The following is a 22,743-nucleotide window of genomic DNA, read 5'->3' on the forward strand; positions in this document are numbered from 1 at the left end:
CAGGAGGGGGGTCGGGGGCGGGGGACGTAGCGGCGGGAGGCGGTAGGGCCGTTAGGCCTGGAAATACGTCCGAGCCGAAGGCGAGGACCTTTGGGGGTCAGTGGGTGGACTTGGGGGTGCGGTCTTTGCCGGCGGTGATGGCTCGCTGGGTGTTGACGATGTACTGGGCGACGTAGGGGTGGGCGGGGTAGAGGCGGCTGACCTGGCGGAACTTGGGTAGGGCGGCCTTGTAGCGTGCGGCGAAGAAGTCGTCGAGCGCGGAGTTGTAGACGTGCGTGGTCGAAGACTCCCGGGCGGTGACGTGGGCGGCGGTGAGCCGCTTGTGGATGATGCTGACGGGCAGGATGAAGCTGTGGTTCTCGGCCGTCTCGCCCGTCTCGGAGACGGATCCGGCGATCAGGATGCCGATGACCTTGCCGTCCGCGTTGAAGACCGGGCCTCCCGAGTTGCCGTGGTACGACGGCGCCTGGGCCTGGATGTAGGGGACGCCGAGGACGGTGGTCCGCTTGGCGTTGTAGGCGCCCTCCGTCAGCGCCGGGTACAACTTCGAGCGCAGGTTGAAGATCGGGCTGTTGGTGATCAGGCCGGGGAAGCCGTTGATGTAGAGGATGTCGCCGACCTGGACGTCGACGTCCCGGCCGAGCGGCACAGTGGGCAGGTTCCGTGCCCCGGCCATCTTCAGCAGGGCGAAGTCCTCGCCCGGGTAGACGCGGCCCTTGGCGACGAGGGTGACGGGCGTGACCTTGGCGGTCTTGTCCATCCCGCCTCCGGGCAGGGGGGCGACGACGCTGAGGAACTTCTTGATCCCGGTCACGCGCATCTTCTTGGTGTTGAACCGGGTGAACACGGTGTCCGCCAGTTTGACCAGCTCGTCGTCGGGCTGGGCCACCTGCATGATCGACTTCAGGAATCCCTTGACGTCCGTGGTGTTGATGGTCGGCAGGACGTTTGTGGCGAAGTACGTGCGCAGGCCAGCCCTGGTCTGGTAGACGCAGTGCGCGCCGGTGACCATGTAGCCGTTCGGCGTCACCCACCACCCGGTGCACCAGCCGCCCGAGATGGCCTTGACCGATCGCAGGGGACGCGCCGGCGCGAGGTAGCGGTCGACGTTGGACCTGGCCGTACGCAGGACCCATTTGACCTGGCTCTGGTGGTCGGACGGGATGCGCCCGGCCTTGGCGTGCTTCGCGGCCTGGGCGAACAGCCCGTCGAGCGCCTTCGTCGGCTTCGCGGTCGGCACGCTCACCTTCGCGGAGTATTCAAGGGAGATCAATTGGACCGCCGGGTCGGTCCGAGCCGCTAATCGTGTTCCGATCGTCGCCTTGTGCGGGGCTTCACGCGTGGCCCCGGCCGACGCGTATCCCTGGGAAAGTGAAAGGGCGGCCAGCGCCACCCCTGCCGCCATGACGAGCCTTCGCGAGCGGTGCATTGGCCGAACCCTCCTGTAGTAGTGAGGAAAGGGTGCGTTGTAGTGCTGAACCCTGGCTTGCACGCCGCTTGAAACATGATCTTCAGGTGCGCGGCACCGTCTGTAGGCTGCGGGAATGCTCATGGACGAGTTGCGCGCGATCCTCGGCTCGCCCCCCGTTCCACGAGGTTCCTGGGCGAAGCGGGCCACGTACGTCTCCACGGCGGCGCTCGTGCGGCCGGAGGCCCCCGAGGGGGAATCCGGGCCGGTGGCCGGGTGGACGGAGACGGCGCGGCGCATGGCGGCGGAGCTTCGCGACGTGCCGGGGGTGGCTTCGGTGGACGTCCGGCGGAACGGGTTCCTGGTGATCGAGATCGCGGTCCCCGGCGTGATCGTGGCGGACATCCTCGGCGGTGCGGGGGAGGGGCGGAATCGGGCGGGAGATATCCATCAGCAAGGTGATAAGTCGGGCTTGTGGCCTGACTTTCCACGTACGTGGAGCAATCCTGGATTTGTCGTGAGATATGCCTACGTAAGGGCCGACGCCGTCCAACGCTGGGCCCGCGAACTCGGACTCGCGGCGGCCGCCGGGCCCATCGCCCCGGCTCGGGCGACTGCAGGGCTCGCCGTGTTCCGGCCGGAATCGCTGGGAGCGCCGGCCGACCGGGCCGTGCTGCGGGTGCTGGCCGAGTTGCCGAGCCGGCGGGTGAGCCGCGACCCGGGCTGGCCGGCGTATCTGGAGCGGCTCGCCGGGGCCTACCACGACGCCTTCGAGCGGGCGCCCGCCCTTCCGAAGGGCGACGAGGCGCCGTCCGCCACCCACGCGGCCCGGGTTCGCCTGGCACGGGCGGTGCGCGAGGTCCTCGCCGAGGGTCTGGCGGCGCTGGGAGTGACCCCGCCCAGCAAGATATGAAAATTCGGGCAAAGCTCAGCAATTGGTACGTCCGGTGAGTCGGGGTTCTGGAGATCTTTCGCGTGGGCGTCTCGCTGGGTGAGCATCGGGCGCGGGGGGATCACGGGGTCGGATAGCCTCGTTCGGGTGAGTCGATTCGCCCATCCCGCCGGTGACCGGCACGCGGAGGTGCTGCCCGAGGAGCGTCCTCCGCAGGCCCCCGCCGACCTCAATACGCTCGTCCCGCTGATCTGGCCGCGAACGACCGGCCGGGCGGACGGAGCCATCACGATCGCCGGCGTCGACGTCCGCGATCTCGCCAGCGAGTACGGAACCCCCCTGTACGTCGTGGACGAGGACGATTTCCGTTCCCGCTGCCGCGACTACCGCGCCGCCTTCGCGAACGACGACGTCTACTACGCGGGCAAGGCGTTCCTGTGCAAGGAGGTCGCCCGCTGGGTCGACCAGGAGGGCCTCGGGCTCGACGTCTGCAGCGGCGGCGAGCTCGCCGTGGCGCTCAGCGTCGGCTTCCCGCCCGAGCGCATCGCCCTGCACGGCAACAACAAGTCCTACGCCGAGCTCGAACGGGCCCTGCGCGCCGGTGTCGGCCACATCGTGGTCGACTCCTTCGACGAGATCGCCCGCGTCGGCTACCTCGCCGACCAGCTCGGCGTGCGGCCCAAGATCCAGATCCGGGTCACCACCGGCGTCGAGGCGCACACCCACGAGTTCATCGCGACCGCCCATGACGACCAGAAGTTCGGTCTCTCGCTGGGCAGCGGCGCGGCGGCCGAGGCGGTGCGCCGGGTGCTGGCCATGCCCCAGCTCGAGCTCGTCGGCCTGCACTCCCACATCGGCTCCCAGATCTTCGACACCGCGGGCTTCGAGGTGGCCGCCCGGCGCCTGGCCCTGCTGCTGACGCAGATCAAGGAGGAGCACGACGTCTTCCTGCCCGAGCTCGACCTCGGCGGCGGGTACGGCATCGCCTACGTCGAGGGCGACGACCCCCCCGACATCAAGGTGATCGCCGACAGCCTCCGCGAGATCGTCTCCAGGGTCTGCGAGAACGCGGGGATCCCCGTCCCGAGGCTCACCGTCGAGCCGGGCCGGGCCATCTCCGGGCCCGGCGGCGTCACGATCTACGAGGTCGGCACGGTCAAGGACGTCGAGGGCCTGCGCACCTACGTCAGCATCGACGGCGGCATGAGCGACAACATGCGCACGGCGCTGTACGGTGCGGACTACACCTGCGTCCTGGCCTCACGGAACAGCGACGCCCTGCCCGCGCTGTCGCGTGTCGTCGGCAAGCACTGCGAGAGCGGTGACATCGTGGTCCGTGACGTGTGGCTGCCGAGGGACCTCGCCGCGGGCGACCTGCTCGCGGTCCCGGCGACCGGCGCGTACTGCCGTTCGCTGGCCCACAACTACAACTACCTCCCCAGGCCCGCGGTGGTGGCGGTGAGGGACGGCGTGTCGCGGGTGATCGTGCAGAGGGAGACCGAGGACGATCTTTTGAGGGGGCAGGCGTGAAACCGGGCGCACCGGAAGGGCCTCACGAGGCGCAAGGCACTCAGGCGGGACCGGCGGCCTCGGTCAGGCGCGTCCGGCGCGCGGAGCCCGGCGCGCCGCTGAAGGTCGCGCTGCTCGGCTGCGGCGTCGTCGGCTCCCAGGTCGTCCGGCTGCTCCACGAGCAGGCCGCCGATCTCGCCGCCCGCGTCGGCGCCCCCCTGGAGCTCGCCGGGGTCGCCGTGCGGCGTCTCGGCCGTAAGCGGGACAGCGAGGTGGACGCCGCCCTGCTGACCACCGACGCCGAGGCCCTGGTGACCCGGGACGACGTCGACATCGTCGTCGAGGTGATCGGGGGCATCGAGCCGGCCAGGTCGCTCATCCTGGCCGCCATGTCCAGCGGCAAGTCGATCGTCACCGCCAACAAGGCCCTGCTCGCCGAGGACGGCGCCACGGTGCACGGCTCGGCCAAGGAGCACGGCGTCGACCTCTACTACGAGGCCAGCGTGGCCGGGGCGATCCCCCTGCTCCGCCCGCTGCGCGAGTCCCTGGCGGGCGACCGCGTCCACCGCGTGCTCGGCATCGTCAACGGCACCACCAACTACATCCTCGACAAGATGGACTCCTCGGGCGCCTCGTTCACCGACGCGCTGGAGGAGGCCCAGTCGCTCGGGTACGCCGAGGCCGACCCGACCGCCGACGTCGAGGGCTTCGACGCCGCCGCCAAGGCCGCGATCCTCGCCGGGCTCGCGTTCCACAGCCGGGTGACGGCCGCCGACGTGCACCGCGAGGGCATCACCGAGATCACCGCCACCGACGTGGCCAGCTCCAAGGCCATGGGCTACGTCATCAAGCTGCTCGCGATCTGCGCCAGGTCCGACGACGGGCGGTCGGTCGGCGTCCGCGTCCACCCCGCGATGATCCCGAGGAGCCACCCCCTGGCCGGGGTACGCGAGGCGTACAACGCGGTGTTCGTGGAGGCGGAGTCCGGCGGGCAGCTCATGTTCTACGGCAAGGGCGCCGGGGGCGCCCCCACCGCCTCGGCGGTGCTGGGCGACCTGGTGGCCGTGGCGCGCAACCGCCTCGCGGGCACCCACGGCCCGCAGGAGTCCACCTACGCCGACCTGCGCGTCCATCCCATGGGCGAGACGGTCACCCGCTACCACGTCTCCCTGGACGTCGCCGACAAGCCGGGCGTGCTCGCGCGGGTCGCCGACGTCTTCGCCTCGCACGACGTGTCGATCCAGACGGTGCGCCAGGAAGGCCACGGCGACGACGCCCAGCTCGTGCTGGTCACCCACCGGGCCAACGACGCCGCGCTCTCGGCGACAATAGATGATCTGCGCGGGCTCGACATCGTCAGAGGCGTGACGAGCGTGATGCGCGTCGAGGGCGAAGAAGCGCCCTGACCTGGGCATGGGGCCCGGACGACGGCCGTCCTTCCCCGCCCTGGCGGGGCCCGATCGAGAGGCAGCGCATTGGGAGAGGGCGACCCCACCCCGCTCGGTTACGTGCGGACGCCGTCGGGAGGCCCGGCGGACCTGACCTTCGACGGCGGGCGGCCGCTGCTCGCCGGTGAGGCGGTGGACCTTCCGCTGACGGCGGCCGACGTCGTACGGCTCCGGCCGTTCGACGGGGTGCGGGTCCAGTGGCCGGAGGGCCGGGAGGGCGCGCTGGAGACGGTGCTCGGGCTGGCCTCGGCCGGGGTCCCGGTGCACGCCGCCGACGTGCCCGCCTGGGCCGAGCGGGCCGACCCCGGCCTCACAAGCCTGCTCACCTCCTGGACCCCCGCCGAGCCGCCCCGGCGCTCCCCGGGCGGATCCGGGTCGCCCCGGGTCGCGGGGGCCGAGCCGGTGCGGTCGGTGCGCGACCTGCGCAGGGAGGAGCACAGCCTGCGGCTGCGGCGGCACGCTTTCGCGAACCCGGCGGGCCAGGGCGCGACCCCGGCCGGTCAGGGCGTGGCCTCCGGCCGGACGGTCCCTAAGGTCAGCGTGGTGATGTCCAGCAAGCGCCCCGGCCTGCTCGGGTCCGCGCTCGCGCAGATCGCCCGCCAGCGTCACGTCGAGGCCGAGGTCCTGCTCGGGCTGCACGGCTTCCCCGCCTCGCACGAGGACGTGCGCCGGGCCGTCGCGGACTTCCCGCTGCCGCTCACCGTCATCGAGGCCGGCGAGGACGTCCCGTTCGGCGAGGTGCTCAACCGGGCGGCGGCCAAGGCGAGCGGCGACGAGATCGCCAAGTGGGACGACGACGACTGGTACTCCCCAGAGCACCTCTCCGACCTGCTGCTGGCCCGCGCGTACAGCGGGGCCGACATCGTCGGGACGGCGGCGGAGTTCTTCTACCTGGAGCCGCTGGACGTCACGATCCGGCGGACCGACTACACCAGCGAGATCTGGTCGGATCATGTGGCCGGGGGTACGATCTTCCTCGCTCGGGCGAAATTTCAGGAAATAGGCGGATTCGAGGGGGTGGCGCGAGGGGTGGACGCCCAGTTCCTGAAGACCGCGCACGCCGCCGGCGCCCGCATCTACCGCACCCAGGGCCTCGGCTACGTCCTCCGCCGCTCGCTCGCCGCCGCGCACACCTGGCAGCTCCCCCTCGCGCATTTCCTGCGCGTCGCGGCGAACCAGTGGCGCGGCTTCCGCCCGAGCCGGATCCTGGAAGCCTCATGACCCTGCGGATCCGAGGCAACGACTACACCGTGCTCGACCCGCCCGCCCTCGGCGGCTGGACGCCGAGCCTGCGGGTGAGCGTCGTCATCCCCGCCTACGACGGCCAGGAGAAGCTCGACCTGGCGCTCGCCGGCCTGTCCGCGCAGAGCTACCCCGCCGCGCTCGTCGAGGTCGTCGTCGTCGACAACGGCAGCTCACCGGCCCTGCGCCTGCCGGAGATCCGCCCGGCAGGCACGCGGCTGATCCGCTGCGAGGCCCCGGGCAGGGCCAACGCGCGCAACGCCGGGCTCGCCGCCGCCACCGGAGACGTCGTCCACTGGCTGGACTCCGACGTGGTCGCCGACCGGTACGAGGTCGAGGCGCACATGCGCTGGCACCACCTGGCGCCCTACCTCGTCGTCACCAGCTACCTGCGGTTCACCACGGCCCCGCTGCCCTCTCCCGAGACCGTGGCGGCGGCGGACGACCTGGCCAAGCTCTTCGAGCCCGCCGAGCCGCACGAGTGGCTCGTGGACCTCGTGGAACGTACCGACGGCCTCACCGCCACCCCCAGCCGGGCCTTCAGCCTGCACGTCGGCGGCGCCACGTCCGTGAACCGCGTGCTGATCGACGCGGCGGGCCCCATGGACGAGGAGCTCATCCTCGGCCAGGACACCGAGATGGGCTACCGCCTCGCCCAGGCCGGCGCGGTGTTCGTCCCCGAGCCGCTGGCCAGGGGGTTCCACCTCGGGCCCTCGATGCGCATGCGCGACAAGCAGCCCATCGACCGGGTCAGCCACGCCCTGATCGGCGACCGGATCCCGCAGTACCGCTGGCTCCGCGCGCACCCCGCCCGCCAGTGGAAGGTGCCCTACCTGGAGGTCGTGGTCGAGGCCGGGGGGTACGAGGAGACCCGGGCCACCATCGACGCCGTCCTCGCCGGCACGGTGCCCGACGTCTCGGTCCTGCTGGCCGGCCCGTGGGACACCCTGGTCCCCGAGCGCCGTGCCCCGCTCACCGACCCCCGGCTCGACCTGAGCCTGCTCCACGGCCACTACGCCTACGAGGGCCGGGTGCGGTTCGTGGCGGCCGATGCCGGGCGGCTGGCGCCGTTCCTGCTGCGCCTCCCGGCCGGGTGGGTGCCGGGGGAGGACACCCTCGCCCGGTTGCTCGACCTGGCCGTCGAGGGCGGTCACGGGCTGGTCGGCGTGCTGCTCGCCGAGGGCGCCGAGGGCGTCACCGCCGCCCGCCTGGAACGCCGCGCCGCCTTCGCCCGCGCCGCCCTGGTCCTCGGCACCCCCGCGCCCCCGGAAACGCCGCCGTCCGCCGCCCCGGCCGTGCCCGCGTCGGCCGAGACCCCCGCGTGGACGCACGAGCCCGCGTCCGCCGAGGCCGCCAGGGCGTACGACGACGTGGTGGACGACGTGTACGGGGCGCTGTGGATCGACGGCGAGACGCTGGGCTTCACGGCCGCCACGGAGCCGGCCCCGGCCAAGGGCCGCAGGATGGCCTACCGCTCCCGGCTGGAGACCGAGGCCGAGGTGGTCAAGCTCACCAAGGAGATCGAACGGCTCCGCGGCCAGGTGGGCAAATGGCGCGATGAGGCGGGCCGATGGCGCAAGACCGCCGTCGACCTGCGGCGGGACGTGGGCGGGCTGCGGCGCGAGATCGCCGCGCTCAAGACCAGCCGTCTGCGCACCGTGATCAAGCGGATCTCCGTCCGCAGGGCCGGGACCTCCCGGACGGCCCCGGACGCGGAGCCGCTCGGGAACGCTCCGGCGGCCCCGGAGACGGTCCCCGAGCCGCCCGGTGCGGGCGGGACGGGGATCAGCGGCCCCGGAAGGCCGTCCGCAGGCGGTTGACCAGCGCCGCCGGCTGCGGGGCGCTCCGCCCGGGGCGGCCCTCGGAGGCGTCGCGTCCTGCGGGTTCACCCGTGTCGTGTCCGCCGGGCTCGCCCGTGTCGCGGCCTGCGGGTTCGCCCGTGTCGCGTTTGCCGGGTCCGTCCTTGGGCGCGGCCGATTGGGCCCGGGGGGCCTTGGCGGGCCGGTCCTTTGCCGCCGGCGGCCAGAACTCGGACGCGGCGCCGCGTCGTACCCCGTAGACCTGCTCGATCACCTCGGCCAGGTCCTCGCCCGGGGCGGCGAGCAGCCGGGCGCGGTTGACGGCGTCGGTACGTTCCAGGCGGGCCGTCCTGCCGTCGGGGAACTCCACGACGAGCATCCCGTTCAGGTTCTCGGTCATCGCCTTGATCATCAGTTCCAGCGACCGCCGGTCCAGCGGCACGTCCACCGGCCCGGTGTACCGGAACGGCACGGGAGCGGGGTCGGGCACCGGCGCCGAGACCAGCCGGACCCGGTCGTCGTACCTGAACTGCTCGCGGACCAGCCGCGTCTCGAACCCGGGGTCGGTGAGCACCTGGTGGCGTCCCTCGGGCAGCTCCGCCCACGGCCCCACCAGCGTGACGGCCACGTCCGGCAGGCTGCCGCCCAGCGCGCCGGCGACGGCCGCGCCCACCTGCGCCTCGGCCGCCCCCCGCACGTCCAGGACCACCTCGGCGTACGGCACCAGCCAGGTCCGGCCCCGCTCCTTGCGCAGGTCGCGGCGGAGGGGGACGCGGTGCGCCAGGAACGGGGCCACGACCCGGACGGTCGAGTCCTTGTCGACGCGCTGCGCGGGAAGCCCGAGATGGACGGCCCTGGCCTGCATGTCGGGCACGAACACCGCGCCGCTCATCGCCAGCCGGTAGGCGAACTCGGTGTCCTCGCCCCTGAGCACGTTCGGGTCGAGGCCGCCCACCGTGTGGAACAGGGTGCGGCGGAACGAGACGGTGGGCCCGGTGCACACGTGGTAGGGGTTCCTGCTGGCCCGCAGGCCGTCCAGGCGGCGGATGGTCGCCTCCGTCGAGCTCGGGACGGCCGACTCCATGTCGAAGAGCGTGTCTAGGCCCCCCTCGCCCACCGCCGCGTACACCTCGGCCGCCGTCAGGTCCGGCTCCTGCACGAAGACCTTGGCGCCGATCGTCACCACGTAGTCGGTGAGATGGTGCCAGCGCATCAGGGCCTCGATGTGCTCCCGGCAGATCACCATGTCGGAGTCGAGCCGCTGGACGATCTCCCCCTCGGCGAGGCGGATGCCGGAGTTGAGCGCGTGGGCCGTGCCCCAGCCGCCGTCGGCGCCGGAGACCAGGCGGGTGTGCTCGGGGCGGATGGCGGGCAGCCGCAGCGGCGGCTCGCTGCCGTCGTCCACGACGATGATCTCCATCAGGCCCGGCGGGTACGTCTGCGTCGCCAGCGCGGCGAGCGTCAGGTCGAGGCGGTGCTGGCCGCCGTACGCCGGGATGACCACGCTCACGGGAAGGTGAGGGGCCCATCCGCCCAGCGGGGGCGGGACGAGCGGGGAGTAGTCGTTGTGGCGGATCCTGGGCCGCGCGCCCGTCGGGGCCGCCGTCCCGGCCGCGCGCGGGAGACCGCTGGATTCGCTCATTTCGCTCATGAGGAGGGCCCGGTCTCCGGCCCGCCGGGCCGGGACGCCGTCGGGCTCGTCCATGGGGAGGCGGTCAAGATGATCGCTCCTTCGCCGCTCGGGTTCGCCGCCGGGAGCCGACCCTATACAAGGAACCTGTGAGCTTCATAGGAAGGTTCCCACGGTTCCGCCGGGGTCGTCACCTGCGTATCCTCGACTGCCCCGAGATCGGGACGTCAACCCGGGGGCCCGGCTCCGAGCTTCTGGGCGGCGGCCGGGGGAGGGGTGGGCTCCCCGCCGTCGGGGTGGCGCAGGCGGCGGTAGGCGGTCACCAGGCGCCAGGCCCGCGACCCGCGCAGCCGGGCGATCACCTCGCGGTACTCCACGAGGCGCCCTTCGAGGTGCCGTACGCGGCTTCTGAGGCGGACGGCCTCGGCGCGCAGCTCGCCGTTCGCCTCGGACAGGTCCTCGCGCGCGCGTGCGAGCGTTCTCTCCCGCGCGGCCGTCTCGGCGCACCGCGCCCTCAGTTCGGCGATCTCCGTGTGCAGGAGCCGCTCCCGGTGCAGGAAAGCGGTCTCGGCCCGGCTGAGCGCGAAACCGGGCGTCCCGCGGGCCTCGTCGCGGCGCACGGCGACCCCGGCCAGGTGCCCGCGCAGCACGGTCAGCTCGCGGATCTCGAAAAGGGGTTCCACGAGGTGGCGCAGGCTCCCGTGGTAGAACACCCGCCGCCGCTCGCCCTCGTCGTCGGCCGCCTCCGGCCCCGCGTGCCCGTCCGGCCCGGCGTGATCGGCGCCGCCAGCCGCTGAACGGCCGGCGTGATCGGTGCCGCCACCCGCTGGACGGCCGGCAGGTTCGTCGTCGCCGCCCTCGGCGAGGCGCAGGACCGCGTCGGTGACCCCGTAGGGCACCGTGAAGACGAGCGTCGCGCCCGGCCTGAGCGTCCGGTGGAGCTCGGTGAGGACCTGGACGGGGTCTCCGACGTGGTCAAGGAGCCCGCCGACGGCCGCCGCGTCGAACGTCGAGTCCGGGGCCTCGTCGAGCTTGTGCCCGTCCCCGACCGCGAAGTCCATCCGCGAGGCGACGTCGGAGGGCAGCCGCTCGCACCGCCGCCGCGCGTGCATGATCACCGGCGGCCGGACGTCGACCCCGGTGACCCGGTCGCCGCGCTCGGCGAGCAGCAGCGACAGGTCGCCTTCGGCGCAGCCGAGGTCGAGCACGACGATCGGGCGCCCTGGGCGGCTCGCGGGCAGGTGGTCGAGGATCCAGTGCAGGCGCTCCCGATCGTCCTCCTCGCGGAGCACCAGGTCGTCGGTCACGTCGGCGCTTCCCTCCGGGCAGATTGAACTCGCCCCGAATTCGGGACTGGCATTTCCCCAATTCTGGGGCACGGGATGCTAAAGAGACAGTGAGGATTTTCGGGGTTCTTCTGGGGTGCGGACTTTGCCGCTTTCAGGGTCGGGTCCGGCCTTCATGCCGGAGAATCGGGGGACAGGGTCAAGTTGGGCGGTCCAGCCTGTGGACAGGCGGCGCGGCGGGGTTTCCGCCCCCGTAGACTCGTTGCCTGATACCGCTGGTGGCGGACCATGGTTACGCGTTGTCGGGCCTGCTTGACGCCGGGCCGGGCGCGGGAGGAGCAGCGATGTTCAGGGCGTGGCGTGGCCTTATCGAGGAATACCGTGACCGGCTCCCCGTGACCTCCACGACGCCCGTGGTCACCCTGCTCGAAGGCGGCACGCCGCTGGTCCCGGCCAGGCGCGTGTCGGCGCTCACCGGTTGCGACGTGCACCTCAAGGTCGAGGGGCTCAATCCCACCGGCAGTTTCAAGGACCGCGGCATGACCGTGGCGATCAGCAAGGCGGTGGAGGAGGGCGCCAAGGCGGTCATCTGCGCCTCCACCGGCAACACCAGCGCCTCCGCCGCCGCCTACGCCGTCAGGGCCGGGCTGACCTGCGCGGTCCTGGTGCCACGCGGCAAGATCGCGATGGGCAAGCTGGCCCAGGCGCTGGTGCACGGCGCCAAGCTGCTGCAGGTCGACGGCTCGTTCGACGACTGCCTGGAGATGACCAGGAAGCTCGCGGAGAACTACCCCATCGCCCTGGTCAACTCGGTCAACCCCCACCGGCTCCAGGGGCAGAAGACGGCGGCCTTCGAGATCGTCGACGCCCTCGGCGACGCGCCCGAGGTCCACTGCATCCCGGTGGGCAACGCCGGCAACATCTCGGCGTACTGGATGGGATACCGCGAGTACGCCGCCGACGGCCTGGCGACCCGGACCCCGCGCATGCTCGGCTTCCAGGCCAGCGGCTCGGCGCCCATCGTCGACGGCGCCCCCGTCACCCACCCGCACACCATCGCCACGGCGATCCGCATCGGCAACCCGGCCTCCTGGAAGCTCGCCGAGGCGGCCCGCGACGAGTCGGGCGGCGACATCCAGGCCGTCACCGACCGCCAGATCGCCGCGGCGTACAAGCTGCTGGCCCAGGAAGAGGGCGTGTTCGTCGAGCTCGCCTCGGCCGCCAGCGTGGCGGGCCTGCTCCAGGCCCACGAGCAGGGCCTGCTGCGCCAGGGAGAGCGCGTCGTCTGCACCGTCACGGGCAACGGCCTGAAGGACCCCGACTGGGCGATCTCGGGCGCGCCGACCCCGCTGACGATCCCGGTCGACGCCTTCGCCGCCGCGCACGCCCTCGAACTGGCCTGACCTGTCCTGAAGGCGCGAGCCGTCAGGGACGCCCGAGCCGCGAGGCGCGGGCACACAGGGGCGCGAGCCGTCCGGGACGCCCGCCCAGGGCGGTCCGGGACACCCGGGCATCACCGCATCACTCCCGCCTGAATGTTCTCCTGAGATCGGCGAGGACATTCGCCTACATATCGCCTGAGACGGGCAAGAACCGAGGAAGACCGAGGAACCGCATGGTATCGAGCAGCACCGTCGTCGTCCGCGTGCCCGCGACCAGCGCCAACCTCGGGCCCGGCTTCGACTCGCTCGGCCTGGCCCTCACCCTGTACGACGAGGTAGAGGCGACCGTTCTCGACGGCCCGTCCGACCCGGTCTCCGGCCACGCCGTCGAGGTGCGCGTCGAAGGCGAGGGCGAGGGCGAGCTCGACACCGGGGAGGGCCATCTGATCGTCAGGACGATGCGCGCCGCCTTCGACCGGGCCGGGGCGCCGCAGCCCAAGGGCATCCGCCTGCGGTGCCGCAACCGCATCCCGCACGCGCGCGGCCTCGGCTCCTCGTCAGCCGCCATCTGCGCCGGCCTCCTCGCGGCCCGCGCCCTCGGCGCCGCCGAGCTGACCGACGACGACGTGTTCGCCCTGGCCACCGCCATCGAGGGCCATCCCGACAACGTCGCCCCCTGCCTGTCGGGAGGACTGACCATCGCATGGACCGACCTGTCCGGAAATCCGCGTAAGCTGAAGTTGAGCCCGCATGGGGGCGTCCGACCTGTGGTGTGTGTGCCGAGAACCCGGCTCTCCACCGAGGAGGCGCGCGGGCTTCTGCCGAAGGACGTGCCGCATGCCGACGCAGCGGCCAACGCCGGACGCGCCGCCCTGCTCATCGCGGCGCTCACCCAGCGGCCGGAGAGCGGGTTGTTGTTCGACGCCACCGAAGATCGTCTCCACCAGAACTACCGCGCGCCTGCGATGCCGGGCACGGCTGATCTGGTAAAACGTCTCCGCGTGGCAGGGTTTCCCGCAGTCGTATCCGGGGCCGGTCCCACGGTTCTGGTGTTCGGAACAGCGGATACCCATGATTTGATCGCGTCGGAAGTGGGTAGTGACTGGCACATCCAGCCATTGGACGTCGACCAGTCTGGCGCGAGCGTTCAATTTCCCGAGACACGCTGATGCATCTTCGACCTTCAGGGAATAGCAGTGTGCGCTGGTGATGTTAGGCTGATAGCCGCACCAGATGCCCCCGTTGCGGGTGCGTGCTTGTCAGCCATACATCGCTGGATCGCGCCTTCCGTCGTGAGACGGAGGCCGCACAGCGGGCTTCCCGAATTGATCACCTCCGGTTGGTCCACATCCGGTTGGCGCGTCGAGAAGCGGCGTAATCGGGGACATGCGCGTTCGACGGACATCGACATCTGGTCGGCGGTAACCAGCCGGGGGGCGACCCCCGGGCCCCCAACGGCTCGCGAATCTCGACGGTGACGGCTATGTGCCGGTTCGACGCACCGGCTTCCCGACACCTCCGAAGTTCGTTCAGCCCGACCCGGTCTGTCCCGCCGGGTCGCACCACCGGGACGCCTGGCTGATCGTGGCCGACGCCCGACCCCTGGGAAGGACCTTTTAGTTGAGCGACACCACCGAACTCCTCTCCGACGCCTCCGGCTCCGCGCCGCCGGTCGACGGCGACACCCCCATCCGCGCCGCGGCCAAGCCGCGCCGTCGCTCCGGCACCGGCCTTTCCGCCATGGTGCTGCCTGAGCTGCAGGCTCTCGCGTCGAGCCTTGGCATCAGCGGGACCGGACGGATGCGCAAGAGCCAGCTCATCGCGGCCATCCAGGATAAGCAGGGCGTATCTGCTGACGGTGCCTCTTCCTCCGCCTCCGCCGCGCCGACGGCCGCACCGGCCCCCGTGGTAGCGGCGGCCCCCGTGGTCACCGCCGAGCCGGTCGCCGAGCAGCGCCCCACCCGTACCCGCCGGGAACGTTCCCGCCCGGCCCCGGTGGAAGCCGTGGCCGAGACCCGCGAAGAGCGCGTCCCCGTCGCCGAGGCGCCGCCGGTCGAGCAGGCCCCCGTCATCGCCGCCGCCGCGCCCGCCGCCGCCCCCGTCGAGGCCCCCCAGGCCGAGACGCGGCCCGAGCGCGGCGAGTCCCGCCGTGAGCGCGGCGAGCGTGCCGACCGTGGCGAGCGCACCGACCGCGGCGAGCGCCGTGGCCGTGGCGACCGGCGCGACCGGGGCGACAACCGCCCGGACAACCGCAACGACAACAGCCGTCCCGAGCAGCGCGCCGCCGACGCGGGCGACGCCCCCGGCCGCCGCGACCAGGGCCGCGACCAGGGCCGCGACACCCGTGACCAGGGCCGCGACACCCGTGACCAGGGCCGCGACACCCGTGACCAGGGGCGCGACCAGTCGCGTGACCAGGGCCGGGAGCCGTCGCGCGACCAGGGCCGTGACCAGGGTCGCGAGCAGTTCCGTGACCAGGGCCGCGAGCAGGGCCGTGACCAGGTGCGCGAGCAGCAGCGCGACCAGGGCCGCGACCAGGGCCGTGGCGGCGACCCCCAGAGCGAGGAGGACCGCCGCGGGCGCCGTGGCCGGTTCAGGGAGCGCAACCGCCGCGGGCGCGACCGCTTCGACAGCAACGAGCCCGTCATCGGTGACGACGACGTCCTGATCCCGATCGCCGGCATCCTCGACATCCTCGACAACTACGCGTTCGTGCGCACCAGCGGTTACCTGCCGGGCTCCAACGACGTGTACGTCTCGCTGGCGCAGATCCGCCGCAACGGCCTGCGGAAGGGCGACGTCATCACCGGCGCCGTCCGGCAGCCCCGTGACGGCGAGCGCCGCGAGAAGTTCAACGCCCTCGTACGGCTCGACACCGTCAACGGCATGGACCCCGAGCAGTCGCGCAACCGGCCGGACTTCAGCAAGCTCACCCCGCTGTACCCGCAGGAGCGGCTGCGCCTGGAGACCGACCCGAACATCCTGACGACCCGGATCATCGACCTGGTCGCGCCGATCGGCAAGGGCCAGCGCGGGCTCATCGTGTCGCCGCCGAAGGCCGGCAAGACGATGGTGCTCCAGGCGATCGCCAACGCGATCACCCGGAACAACCCCGAGTGCCACCTGATGGTCGTCCTGGTCGACGAGCGTCCCGAAGAGGTCACCGACATGCAGAGGTCGGTGAAGGGGGAGGTCATCCACTCCACCTTCGACCGTCCCGCCGAGGACCACACCACGGTCGCCGAGCTCGCCATCGAGCGTGCCAAGCGGCTGGTGGAGCTGGGCCACGACGTCGTCGTGCTCCTCGACTCCATCACCCGTCTCGGCCGCGCGTACAACCTGGCGGCCCCGGCGTCCGGGCGCATCCTGTCCGGTGGTGTCGACTCGACCGCGCTGTACCCGCCGAAGCGTTTCTTCGGCGCCGCGCGCAACATCGAGAACGGCGGCTCCCTGACGATCCTCGCCACGGCGCTGGTGGAGACCGGCTCCAAGATGGACGAGGTCATCTTCGAGGAGTTCAAGGGCACCGGCAACGCCGAGCTCAAGCTCAACCGCGGCCTGGCCGACAAGCGGATCTTCCCGGCGGTGGACGTCGACGCGTCCGGCACCCGTAAGGAAGAGATCCTCATGTCCCGGGACGAGCTGCAGATCGTCTGGAAGCTGCGCCGGGTGCTGCACGCCCTGGACATGCAGCAGGCGCTGGAGCTCCTGCTGGAGAAGATGCGGGAGACCCAGTCCAACGCGGAGTTCCTGCTCCAGGTCCAGAAGACCACGGTCAGCTCCGAGCGTGACTAGCACCACGAAGTGATCACGGGAAGGGCGGCGGGCCCGACGGTCCGCCGCCCTTCGCCCCCGGCCGGGAATGCCCGATGGCCTGGTGTGGTTACAGCATCTGGCACACTGGTAGCCGAACCAAACGGCGGTTCCGGTTCCCGCCCGCCCGCGCGTCACCTGACCGCGAGAGACGAAGGCGACCCGGCGACCGCGCCAGAGAGGATTGCAATGAAGCCCGACATTCACCCGCAGTACGGCACCACTCAGGTGACCTGTAGCTGCGGCAGCAGCTTCACCACCCGCAGCACCGCCAAGAACGGCGTCATCCACGCCGACGTGTGCTCCGCCTGCCACCCGTTCTACACGGGCAAGCAGAAGATCCTGGACACCGGCGGCCGGGTGGCCCGCTTCGAGAAGCGTTTCGGCAAGAAGGCCGCAAGCAAGTAGCTCGGCAAGAGGCGCCGGCTCGGAATCGTCCCCTTCACGGGGGCGGGCCCGGGTCGGCGTTCTTGGTGATGGCCCTGGTTCTCGCCGGTTGTGAAGGAAGAAGGACGCACGGTGAATCTCGACGAGTTGCTCGGTGAGTACGCGGAGCTGGAGCACAAGCTCGCCGACCCTGCCGTCCACGCCGACCAGAACCAGGCCAGGACCCTCGGCAAGCGCTACGCCCAGCTCACCCCCATCGTCTCGACCTACCGCGAGCTCGGCGGCGTCCGCGACGACCTGGAGGCCGCCCGCGAGCTGGCCGCCGAGGACCCCGCCTTCGCCGACGAGGCCGTCGAGCTGGAGGCCCGCCTCGGGCCGCTCGAAGAGCGCCTCATGCACCTGCTGATCCCGCGCGATCCCAACGATGACAAGGACATCATCATGGAGATCAAGGCGGGCGAGGGCGGCGAGGAGTCGGCCCTGTTCGCCGGGGACCTGCTCCGCATGTACCTCAGGTACGCCGAGCGCGTGGGCTGGAAGGCCGAGATCATCGACGCACAGCACTCCGATCTCGGCGGCTACAAGGACGTCACGGTCGCGGTGAAGGGCAAGGGCGCCGACGGGGTCTGGGCCCGCCTGAAGTTCGAGGGCGGCGTCCACCGCGTCCAGCGCGTGCCGGTCACCGAGTCGCAGGGCCGCATCCACACCTCTGCGGCCGGCGTGCTGGTGTACCCGGAGGCCGAGGACGTGGAGGTCCAGATCGACCCCAACGACCTGCGCGTCGACGTGTTCCGCAGCTCGGGGCCCGGCGGGCAGAGCGTCAACACCACCGACTCCGCGGTCCGGATCACCCACGTGCCGACCGGCACGGTGGTCTCCTGCCAGAACGAGAAGAGCCAGCTCCAGAACAAGGAGTCGGCCATGCGCATCCTGCGCGCGCGGCTGCTGGCCATCGCCCAGGAGGAGGCCGACGCCGCCGCCTCGGCCGAGCGCAAGTCGCAGGTGCGCACCGTGGACCGCTCCGAGCGCATCCGCACCTACAACTATCCGGAGAACCGCATCTCCGATCACCGCGTAGGGTTCAAGGCCTATAACCTCGACCAGGTGCTGGACGGTGACCTCACCTCGGTCATCCAGGCCCTGAGCGACGCCGACACCGCCGGCAAGCTCGCCGCCCATTCATGACGACGACGTAGACGACGAAAACTCCCATGACCCTGCTGCTGGACGAGATAGCGCTCGCCACCGCCCGGCTCGCCGAGGCGGGTGTGCCCTCTCCGCGAACCGACGCCGAGGAGATCGCGGCGTTCGTCCACGGCGTGCGGCGTGGCCAGCTCCACACCGTGCCCGATTCGGAGTTCGACGCGCTGTTCTGGGAGGGCGTCGCGCGACGCGAGTCCCGAGAGCCGCTTCAGCACATCACCGGGCGCGCCTTCTTCCGCTACATCTCGCTGGAGGTCGGCCCCGGCGTGTTCGTGCCGCGCCCCGAGACCGAGGTGGTCGCCGGCTGGGCGATCGACCGGCTGCGCGAGATGGACGTCGCGTCCCCGATCGTGGCCGACCTCGGCACCGGCTCGGGGGCCATCGCCCTGTCGATCGCCCAGGAGGTCGCGCTCGCCCAGGTGCACGCGGTCGAGGTCGACCCGGTGGCGTACGGGTGGGCCAAGCGCAACATCGTGGAGCTCGGCCAGGGCCGGGTGTCGCTCCACCCCGAGGACCTCGCCGACTGCCTTCCCGAGCTCGACGGCCGGGTGGACCTGGTGATCTCCAACCCGCCGTACATCCCGCCGGGGGCCGTGCCGCGCGATCCCGAGGTCCGCGACTACGATCCGTCCCGCGCGCTGTACGGATCGGGGGAGGACGGCCTGGACGAGGTCAGGGCGGTCGAACGCACGGCGCGGCGGCTGCTGCGGCCCGGCGGGCTGCTGGCCGTCGAGCACGCCGACCAGCAGGGCTCCGCGGTCTACCTCGTCTTCTCTGAGGAACGCGGCTGGCGGGACGCGCGCAACAACGCCGACCTGGCGAACCGCGATCGTTTCGTCACGGCACGATACGGCCAGGAATAGGGGCCCGCGCGCCGGTGCCCGGCGCCGGGGGCCCGCACCCACGTGGGAGGATTACTAGTCGTGAGTCGACGTTATGACTGTTCGGACGCCGAGCAGCGTGCCGCCGGGATGGCCGACGCGGCGTCCGCCATCCGAGCGGGAGAGCTGGTCGTCGTGCCGACGGACACGGTCTACGGCATCGGCGCCGACGCCTTCACCCCGTCGGCGGTCGCGGCGCTCCTTGAGGCCAAGGGGCGCGGCAGGGACATGCCCGTCCCCGTCCTGGTCGGCACCGTCCGGGCGGCGAACGCCCTGGTGGAGGAGTTCGGCACCTACGGGCAGGACCTGATCGACTCGTTCTGGCCGGGGCCGCTGACGCTGGTCTGCCGGGCCAGCAGGTCGCTCAACTGGGACCTCGGCGACTCCAAGGGGACCGTCGCGATCCGGATGCCGCTGCACTCCGCGACGCTGGAGCTGCTCAAGGAGACCGGGCCCATGGCGGTCAGCAGCGCCAACCGGTCGGGCGCCCCGCCCGCGACGACGGCGGCGGACGCCGAGGAGCAGCTCGGCGAGTCGGTCGCGGTCTACCTCGACGGCGGCGCGTGCGCCGACACCGTGCCCTCCACGATCATCGACCTGACCACGCCGGTGCCGAGGGTGCTGCGCAGGGGGGCCATCCCGGTCGAGAAACTGCGCAGCGTGATCGGCTACGTCGCCACCGACGCCGACCCCCACCTCGACGACCCCGCCGACATCGCGGATCCCGCGATCGACGCCGACCAGCCGGGAGCGCCGGACAAGTCCGACACGGTGGAGTCCCCGCAGGCGGCCAAGGCCGACACGGTGGAGTCCCCGCAGGCGGACAGGACCGACAAGACCGACGACGCGCAGGCGGACGTGGTCGGCAAGAACGATGATCCGCAGGCGGTCACGCCGGACGCGGGCGCGGTTTCCGACCCGGTCGTACCGCCGATCCCGTTCTCCTCGGCGGATGACGAACCGGCCGAGGGCACACGGCCGGTCTCTCCGGGGGACGAGGTCCGTGAGGCGGCGGACGAGGTTCGTGACGCGGCGGACGAGGTTCGTGAGGTGCCGGTGGACGAGGTTCTTGAGGTGCCGGTGGACGAGGTTCCTGAGGTGGGGCCGGGTGGTGTGGCGCCGTCTGCTGGCAAGGCCGGGAGGAATGGTGCGGGCGGGGCCGTGGAGCAGGGCGGATCCGGGACCACCGACGTCCCCCGGAAGGACTCCTGACGCTCCGGACTCATGCCGTATGGCTATCGCGGAGCCTGGTGACCGTGGTGTCTAAGTACCGTGAGTGGGTCTGCGCTCTTGAGCGACGGGCTGGAGCGAGAGAGCATGGCTGCGAGTGGGCGTGAGCCCTCTCCAATGAGCGGACCTGGGGGAGCGGCTTACGAGCACGGGAGACGCCCATGGGCAAGCTTGACGGAATGGACCCGAAGCTGGTCCGTGAGCTGCTGGCCGAAGTGGGGCGCGCGGGCGCCCAGATGCGCAGCGTGGAGTCCCGCGTCACCCAGCTCACCAGCGGTGCCGGTCTCTCGGTGCCGGCGACCTACCGGCCCGCCCAGGTGGCCGACGCGGGCGCCACTCTCGTCAAGGACGTCGGCGCCCGGCTCGTTCTGCTGGAGAAGAAGGAGAAGCAGAACGACTCGGCGACCGGCCCCACGAGCATGAAGACCACCGCTCCCGACAAGCAGGACTCGAAGTCCAAGGACGACAAGTCCGACGGTCCCAAGGCCGACAAGAGCGACAAGAACGACGCCCCAAAGTCGGACAAGACCGACAAGGACCACGCCCCCAAGGCGGACAAGGACGACGCCCCGAAGGCCGACAAGACCGACAAGGATCACGCGCCGAAGAGCGACAAGGACGACGCCCCCAAGGGCGACAAGTCCGACAAGGATGACGCTCCCAAGGCCGATAAGACCGACAAGGATGACGCTCCGAAGTCGGACAAGACCGATAAGGATCATGCGCCGAAGGGTGATAAGTCCGATAAGGACGATGCTCCGAAGTCGGACAAGACCGAGTCGCCGAAGGCGGACGGGCAGGACAAGACCCACAAGGTGGAGTCTCCGCAGGCGGACAAGACCGACAAGAATGACGGTCCGCAGGCCGGCAAGCCGGACAAGCACGAGACCCCGAAGAGCGACTCGACCCCCAAGGCCGAACAGTCCGACCCGGCGCCGAAGAGCGACCATTCCGATCCCGCGCCCAAGGCCGATCACCCCGACAAGCAGGACGCGCCGAAGTCCGACCCGGCGCCCAAGGCGGATCAGTCCGACCCGGCTCCCACGGCCGACAAGTCGGATCCGGCACCCAAATCCGATCCCGCGCCCAAGTCGGATCCGGCGCCCAAGGCCGACCAGTCTGATCCGGCGCCCAAGGCCGATCCGGCGCCCAAGGCCGATCCGGCGCCTACGGGGGATCCCGCGCCCAAGGCCGATCCCGCGCCTACCGGGGACGCGGCGCCCAAGGGGGATCAGCCGCAGTATGTGTCTCCGCTGGGGGAGGCGCCGCAGGGTGGGGCCGACGGGCAGATCGACACGCCGAACGCCGACAACTCCAACGATGTCAACACCTCGCAGGAGCGCACCCGCGTCATCGACGTGGACGGGGTCCGGGTCGTCGAGGTCACCATGACGCCGCCGAGCGCGGAGCATCTCCACTGGCTGAACGAGCACATGGCCGAGATCCCGCCGATGGAGCAGCCGGTGGTCGTCCCGCCGGACGGGGCCGCGCCGGGACATCCCCACGCGGACGGCCCGATCGGGTACGTCCAGCCCGACGATCCGTCCGGCTCTGCCAAGCCGTCGGCGCCGCTGGCCCCCGATTCGGGCGGCCAGGCGTCCGAACAGGCCCTCACCGCCCCTCAGGGCGTCGTCCAGGCCGGACAACACATCCAGTCAGGGGTTTACACCCCCTACGACGATGCGCCCCGGAACGGCGACTACAGCGCGTATCCGGCTACCACCCCCGACACACCCGATGCCGGCGGCCCCACGGGCGGCGGGCAGACGAACGGAGCCGGACCCGCCGCAGATTACGGACCCACCGTGGATTACGGACTCGGCGTGGATTCCGGACCGGCCATGGACTCTGGACCCGCCATGGATTACGGACCGGCCGTGGACTCTGGACCCGCCGTGGACTCTGGACCCCCCGGCGCCGGTCCCGCCGGAGACGCCGGGCCGGCTTGGGTCTCGTCCGGGGGCGCCGGTCAGCAGCCTGGTGAGGGGTGGACGGCCGAGGAGGATGTGTTCGCGCCCGAGGCGGGCCGGGCGGGAACGTCGCCCGGTTCGCATACGTCGCCCGGTTCGCACACGTCGTCTGGTTCGCACACGTCGTCTGGTTCGCATACGCCGTCCGGTTCGCGCACGCCGTCCGGTTCGTAGAGGAGGGCCGTTCGAAATGTACGCCGACCCACCGGCACCGCAGCCGCTCCAGCCAGGGGAGACGCCCCCGGCGTCGTCCACCGCCGACCCGTTCAGCCCGGACGGCCAGGCGACGAACTGGCGGTTCAACCCCGAGTACCAGAAGCTCGTGGACCTGTGGCAGCAGGCTCAGCCGCTGCTCGAAGGGCTCACCACCTCGCTCGACAAGGCCTACCAGATGGCCCGAAGCCGGGACGTCTGGGACGCGCCGGTCGCCGAGCGTTACGTCCAGGACATGACCGAGTGGCGCAACCGGCTCGGCATGTACCGCCAGGCCGTGCTGACCGCGATCAGTGACCAGGCGGCGGACACCCCCCGCTGGGTGCCGGCCGCCACCACCGCCCCCCACGCCTACAGCTGACCCGCCGCGACCCCACCCGCCAAGCCCCCGCCCGACCCGGCCCGCCACGGCCCGCCGGACCGGTCGCGGTCTCCGGTGCGGCCCGCCGC

At 71.7% G+C, this 22,743-nt stretch carries 16 protein-coding genes and 1 pseudogene; 14 read left to right on the top strand and 3 right to left on the bottom strand.

The annotated features are described in order from the left end of the window. Positions 1-97 precede the first annotated feature (97 nt). Positions 98-1,246, bottom strand: coding sequence for a serine protease (locus NYZ98_RS33170; RefSeq protein WP_262847631.1), 1,149 nt, complete (start codon positions 1,244-1,246; stop codon positions 98-100). A gap of 304 nt (positions 1,247-1,550) precedes the next feature. Between NYZ98_RS33170 and NYZ98_RS33175 the strand changes: the two genes are divergently transcribed. The 5 genes from NYZ98_RS33175 (at position 1,551) to NYZ98_RS33195 (ending at position 8,319) form a co-directional block, all read left to right on the top strand. Next, positions 1,551-2,321, top strand: a complete 771-nt coding sequence (locus tag NYZ98_RS33175; protein WP_262847633.1) for a DALR anticodon-binding domain-containing protein — start codon at positions 1,551-1,553, stop codon at positions 2,319-2,321. A gap of 126 nt (positions 2,322-2,447) precedes the next feature. Continuing rightward, positions 2,448-3,830 carry a diaminopimelate decarboxylase gene (lysA, locus tag NYZ98_RS33180; RefSeq protein WP_262847635.1) on the top strand — a complete coding sequence of 461 codons (1,383 nt, stop codon included), beginning with the start codon at positions 2,448-2,450 and terminating at the stop codon, positions 3,828-3,830. Between the two features lie 98 nt (positions 3,831-3,928). Continuing rightward, entirely contained in the window at positions 3,929-5,215 is a 1,287-nt protein-coding gene (locus tag NYZ98_RS33185; protein WP_262847748.1) for a homoserine dehydrogenase, read from the top strand. 69 nt (positions 5,216-5,284) lie between these two features. Next, entirely contained in the window at positions 5,285-6,478 is a 1,194-nt protein-coding gene (locus NYZ98_RS33190) for a glycosyltransferase family 2 protein (protein ID WP_262847637.1), read from the top strand. Beyond that, a complete protein-coding gene (locus NYZ98_RS33195; protein ID WP_262847639.1) occupies positions 6,475-8,319 on the top strand; it encodes a glycosyltransferase family 2 protein in 1,845 nt (614 codons plus the stop codon). Before NYZ98_RS33190 ends, NYZ98_RS33195 begins: the two co-directional genes overlap by 4 nt. On the opposite strand, the gene NYZ98_RS33200 is transcribed toward NYZ98_RS33195, so the two are convergent. Next, positions 8,285-9,940, bottom strand: coding sequence for a glycosyltransferase (locus tag NYZ98_RS33200; RefSeq protein WP_262847641.1), 1,656 nt, complete (start codon positions 9,938-9,940; stop codon positions 8,285-8,287). The genes NYZ98_RS33195 and NYZ98_RS33200 overlap by 35 nt on opposite strands. Before the next feature lie 215 nt (positions 9,941-10,155). Beyond that, the gene (locus NYZ98_RS33205; RefSeq protein ID WP_262847643.1) at positions 10,156-11,235 is read right to left on the bottom strand and encodes a class I SAM-dependent methyltransferase; all 1,080 of its coding nucleotides are present in this window, start codon (positions 11,233-11,235) and stop codon (positions 10,156-10,158) included. A 323-nt stretch (positions 11,236-11,558) separates the two neighbouring features. On the opposite strand from NYZ98_RS33205, the gene thrC reads away from it, so the two are divergent. The 9 genes and pseudogenes from thrC to NYZ98_RS33250 all read left to right on the top strand — a co-directional run bounded on the left by thrC (position 11,559) and on the right by NYZ98_RS33250 (position 22,654). Continuing rightward, the gene (gene thrC / locus NYZ98_RS33210; protein WP_262847644.1) at positions 11,559-12,617 is read left to right on the top strand and encodes a threonine synthase; all 1,059 of its coding nucleotides are present in this window, start codon (positions 11,559-11,561) and stop codon (positions 12,615-12,617) included. Between the two features lie 212 nt (positions 12,618-12,829). Next, positions 12,830-13,765, top strand: a complete 936-nt coding sequence (thrB, locus tag NYZ98_RS33215) for a homoserine kinase (RefSeq protein WP_262847646.1) — start codon at positions 12,830-12,832, stop codon at positions 13,763-13,765. A 451-nt stretch (positions 13,766-14,216) separates the two neighbouring features. Then, on the top strand, positions 14,217-16,391 hold the full coding sequence (gene rho, locus NYZ98_RS33220; protein ID WP_262847648.1) for a transcription termination factor Rho: 2,175 nt from the start codon (positions 14,217-14,219) through the stop codon (positions 16,389-16,391). 207 nt (positions 16,392-16,598) lie between these two features. After that, on the top strand, positions 16,599-16,817 hold the full coding sequence (rpmE, locus tag NYZ98_RS33225) for a 50S ribosomal protein L31 (RefSeq protein ID WP_262847651.1): 219 nt from the start codon (positions 16,599-16,601) through the stop codon (positions 16,815-16,817). A gap of 111 nt (positions 16,818-16,928) precedes the next feature. Next, positions 16,929-17,981, top strand: a complete 1,053-nt coding sequence (gene prfA / locus NYZ98_RS33230; protein ID WP_262847653.1) for a peptide chain release factor 1 — start codon at positions 16,929-16,931, stop codon at positions 17,979-17,981. A gap of 26 nt (positions 17,982-18,007) precedes the next feature. After that, positions 18,008-18,862: a peptide chain release factor N(5)-glutamine methyltransferase gene (prmC, locus tag NYZ98_RS33235; protein ID WP_262847656.1), complete on the top strand. Its 855-nt coding sequence runs from the start codon at positions 18,008-18,010 to the stop codon at positions 18,860-18,862. A 60-nt stretch (positions 18,863-18,922) separates the two neighbouring features. Then, positions 18,923-19,556: pseudogene (locus NYZ98_RS33240) on the top strand (L-threonylcarbamoyladenylate synthase); the annotation flags it as partial. Between the two features lie 715 nt (positions 19,557-20,271). Further along, positions 20,272-22,254, top strand: coding sequence for a hypothetical protein (locus tag NYZ98_RS33245; RefSeq protein ID WP_262847658.1), 1,983 nt, complete (start codon positions 20,272-20,274; stop codon positions 22,252-22,254). A 16-nt stretch (positions 22,255-22,270) separates the two neighbouring features. Continuing rightward, a complete protein-coding gene (locus NYZ98_RS33250) occupies positions 22,271-22,654 on the top strand; it encodes a hypothetical protein (protein WP_262847660.1) in 384 nt (127 codons plus the stop codon). Positions 22,655-22,743 lie beyond the last annotated feature (89 nt).

The sequence above is a fragment of the Sphaerisporangium corydalis genome (genome assembly GCF_025506355.1).
GTDB lineage: Bacteria > Actinomycetota > Actinomycetes > Streptosporangiales > Streptosporangiaceae > Sphaerisporangium > Sphaerisporangium corydalis.

Excerpts from the sequence above, each read along its gene's own strand:
- NYZ98_RS33175 (WP_262847633.1), top strand. The coding sequence starts at position 1,551 with ATGGACGAGTTGCGCGCGATCCTCGGCTCGCCCCCCGTTCCACGAGGT.
- NYZ98_RS33195 (WP_262847639.1), top strand. The coding sequence starts at position 6,475 with ATGACCCTGCGGATCCGAGGCAACGACTACACCGTGCTCGACCCGCCC.
- NYZ98_RS33200 (WP_262847641.1), bottom strand. The coding sequence starts at position 9,940 with ATGAGCGAATCCAGCGGTCTCCCGCGCGCGGCCGGGACGGCGGCCCCG.
- thrC (WP_262847644.1), top strand. The coding sequence starts at position 11,559 with ATGTTCAGGGCGTGGCGTGGCCTTATCGAGGAATACCGTGACCGGCTC.
- thrB (WP_262847646.1), top strand. The coding sequence starts at position 12,830 with ATGGTATCGAGCAGCACCGTCGTCGTCCGCGTGCCCGCGACCAGCGCC.
- rpmE (WP_262847651.1), top strand. The coding sequence starts at position 16,599 with ATGAAGCCCGACATTCACCCGCAGTACGGCACCACTCAGGTGACCTGT.
- prmC (WP_262847656.1), top strand. The coding sequence starts at position 18,008 with ATGACCCTGCTGCTGGACGAGATAGCGCTCGCCACCGCCCGGCTCGCC.
- NYZ98_RS33245 (WP_262847658.1), top strand. The coding sequence starts at position 20,272 with ATGGGCAAGCTTGACGGAATGGACCCGAAGCTGGTCCGTGAGCTGCTG.
- NYZ98_RS33250 (WP_262847660.1), top strand. The coding sequence starts at position 22,271 with ATGTACGCCGACCCACCGGCACCGCAGCCGCTCCAGCCAGGGGAGACG.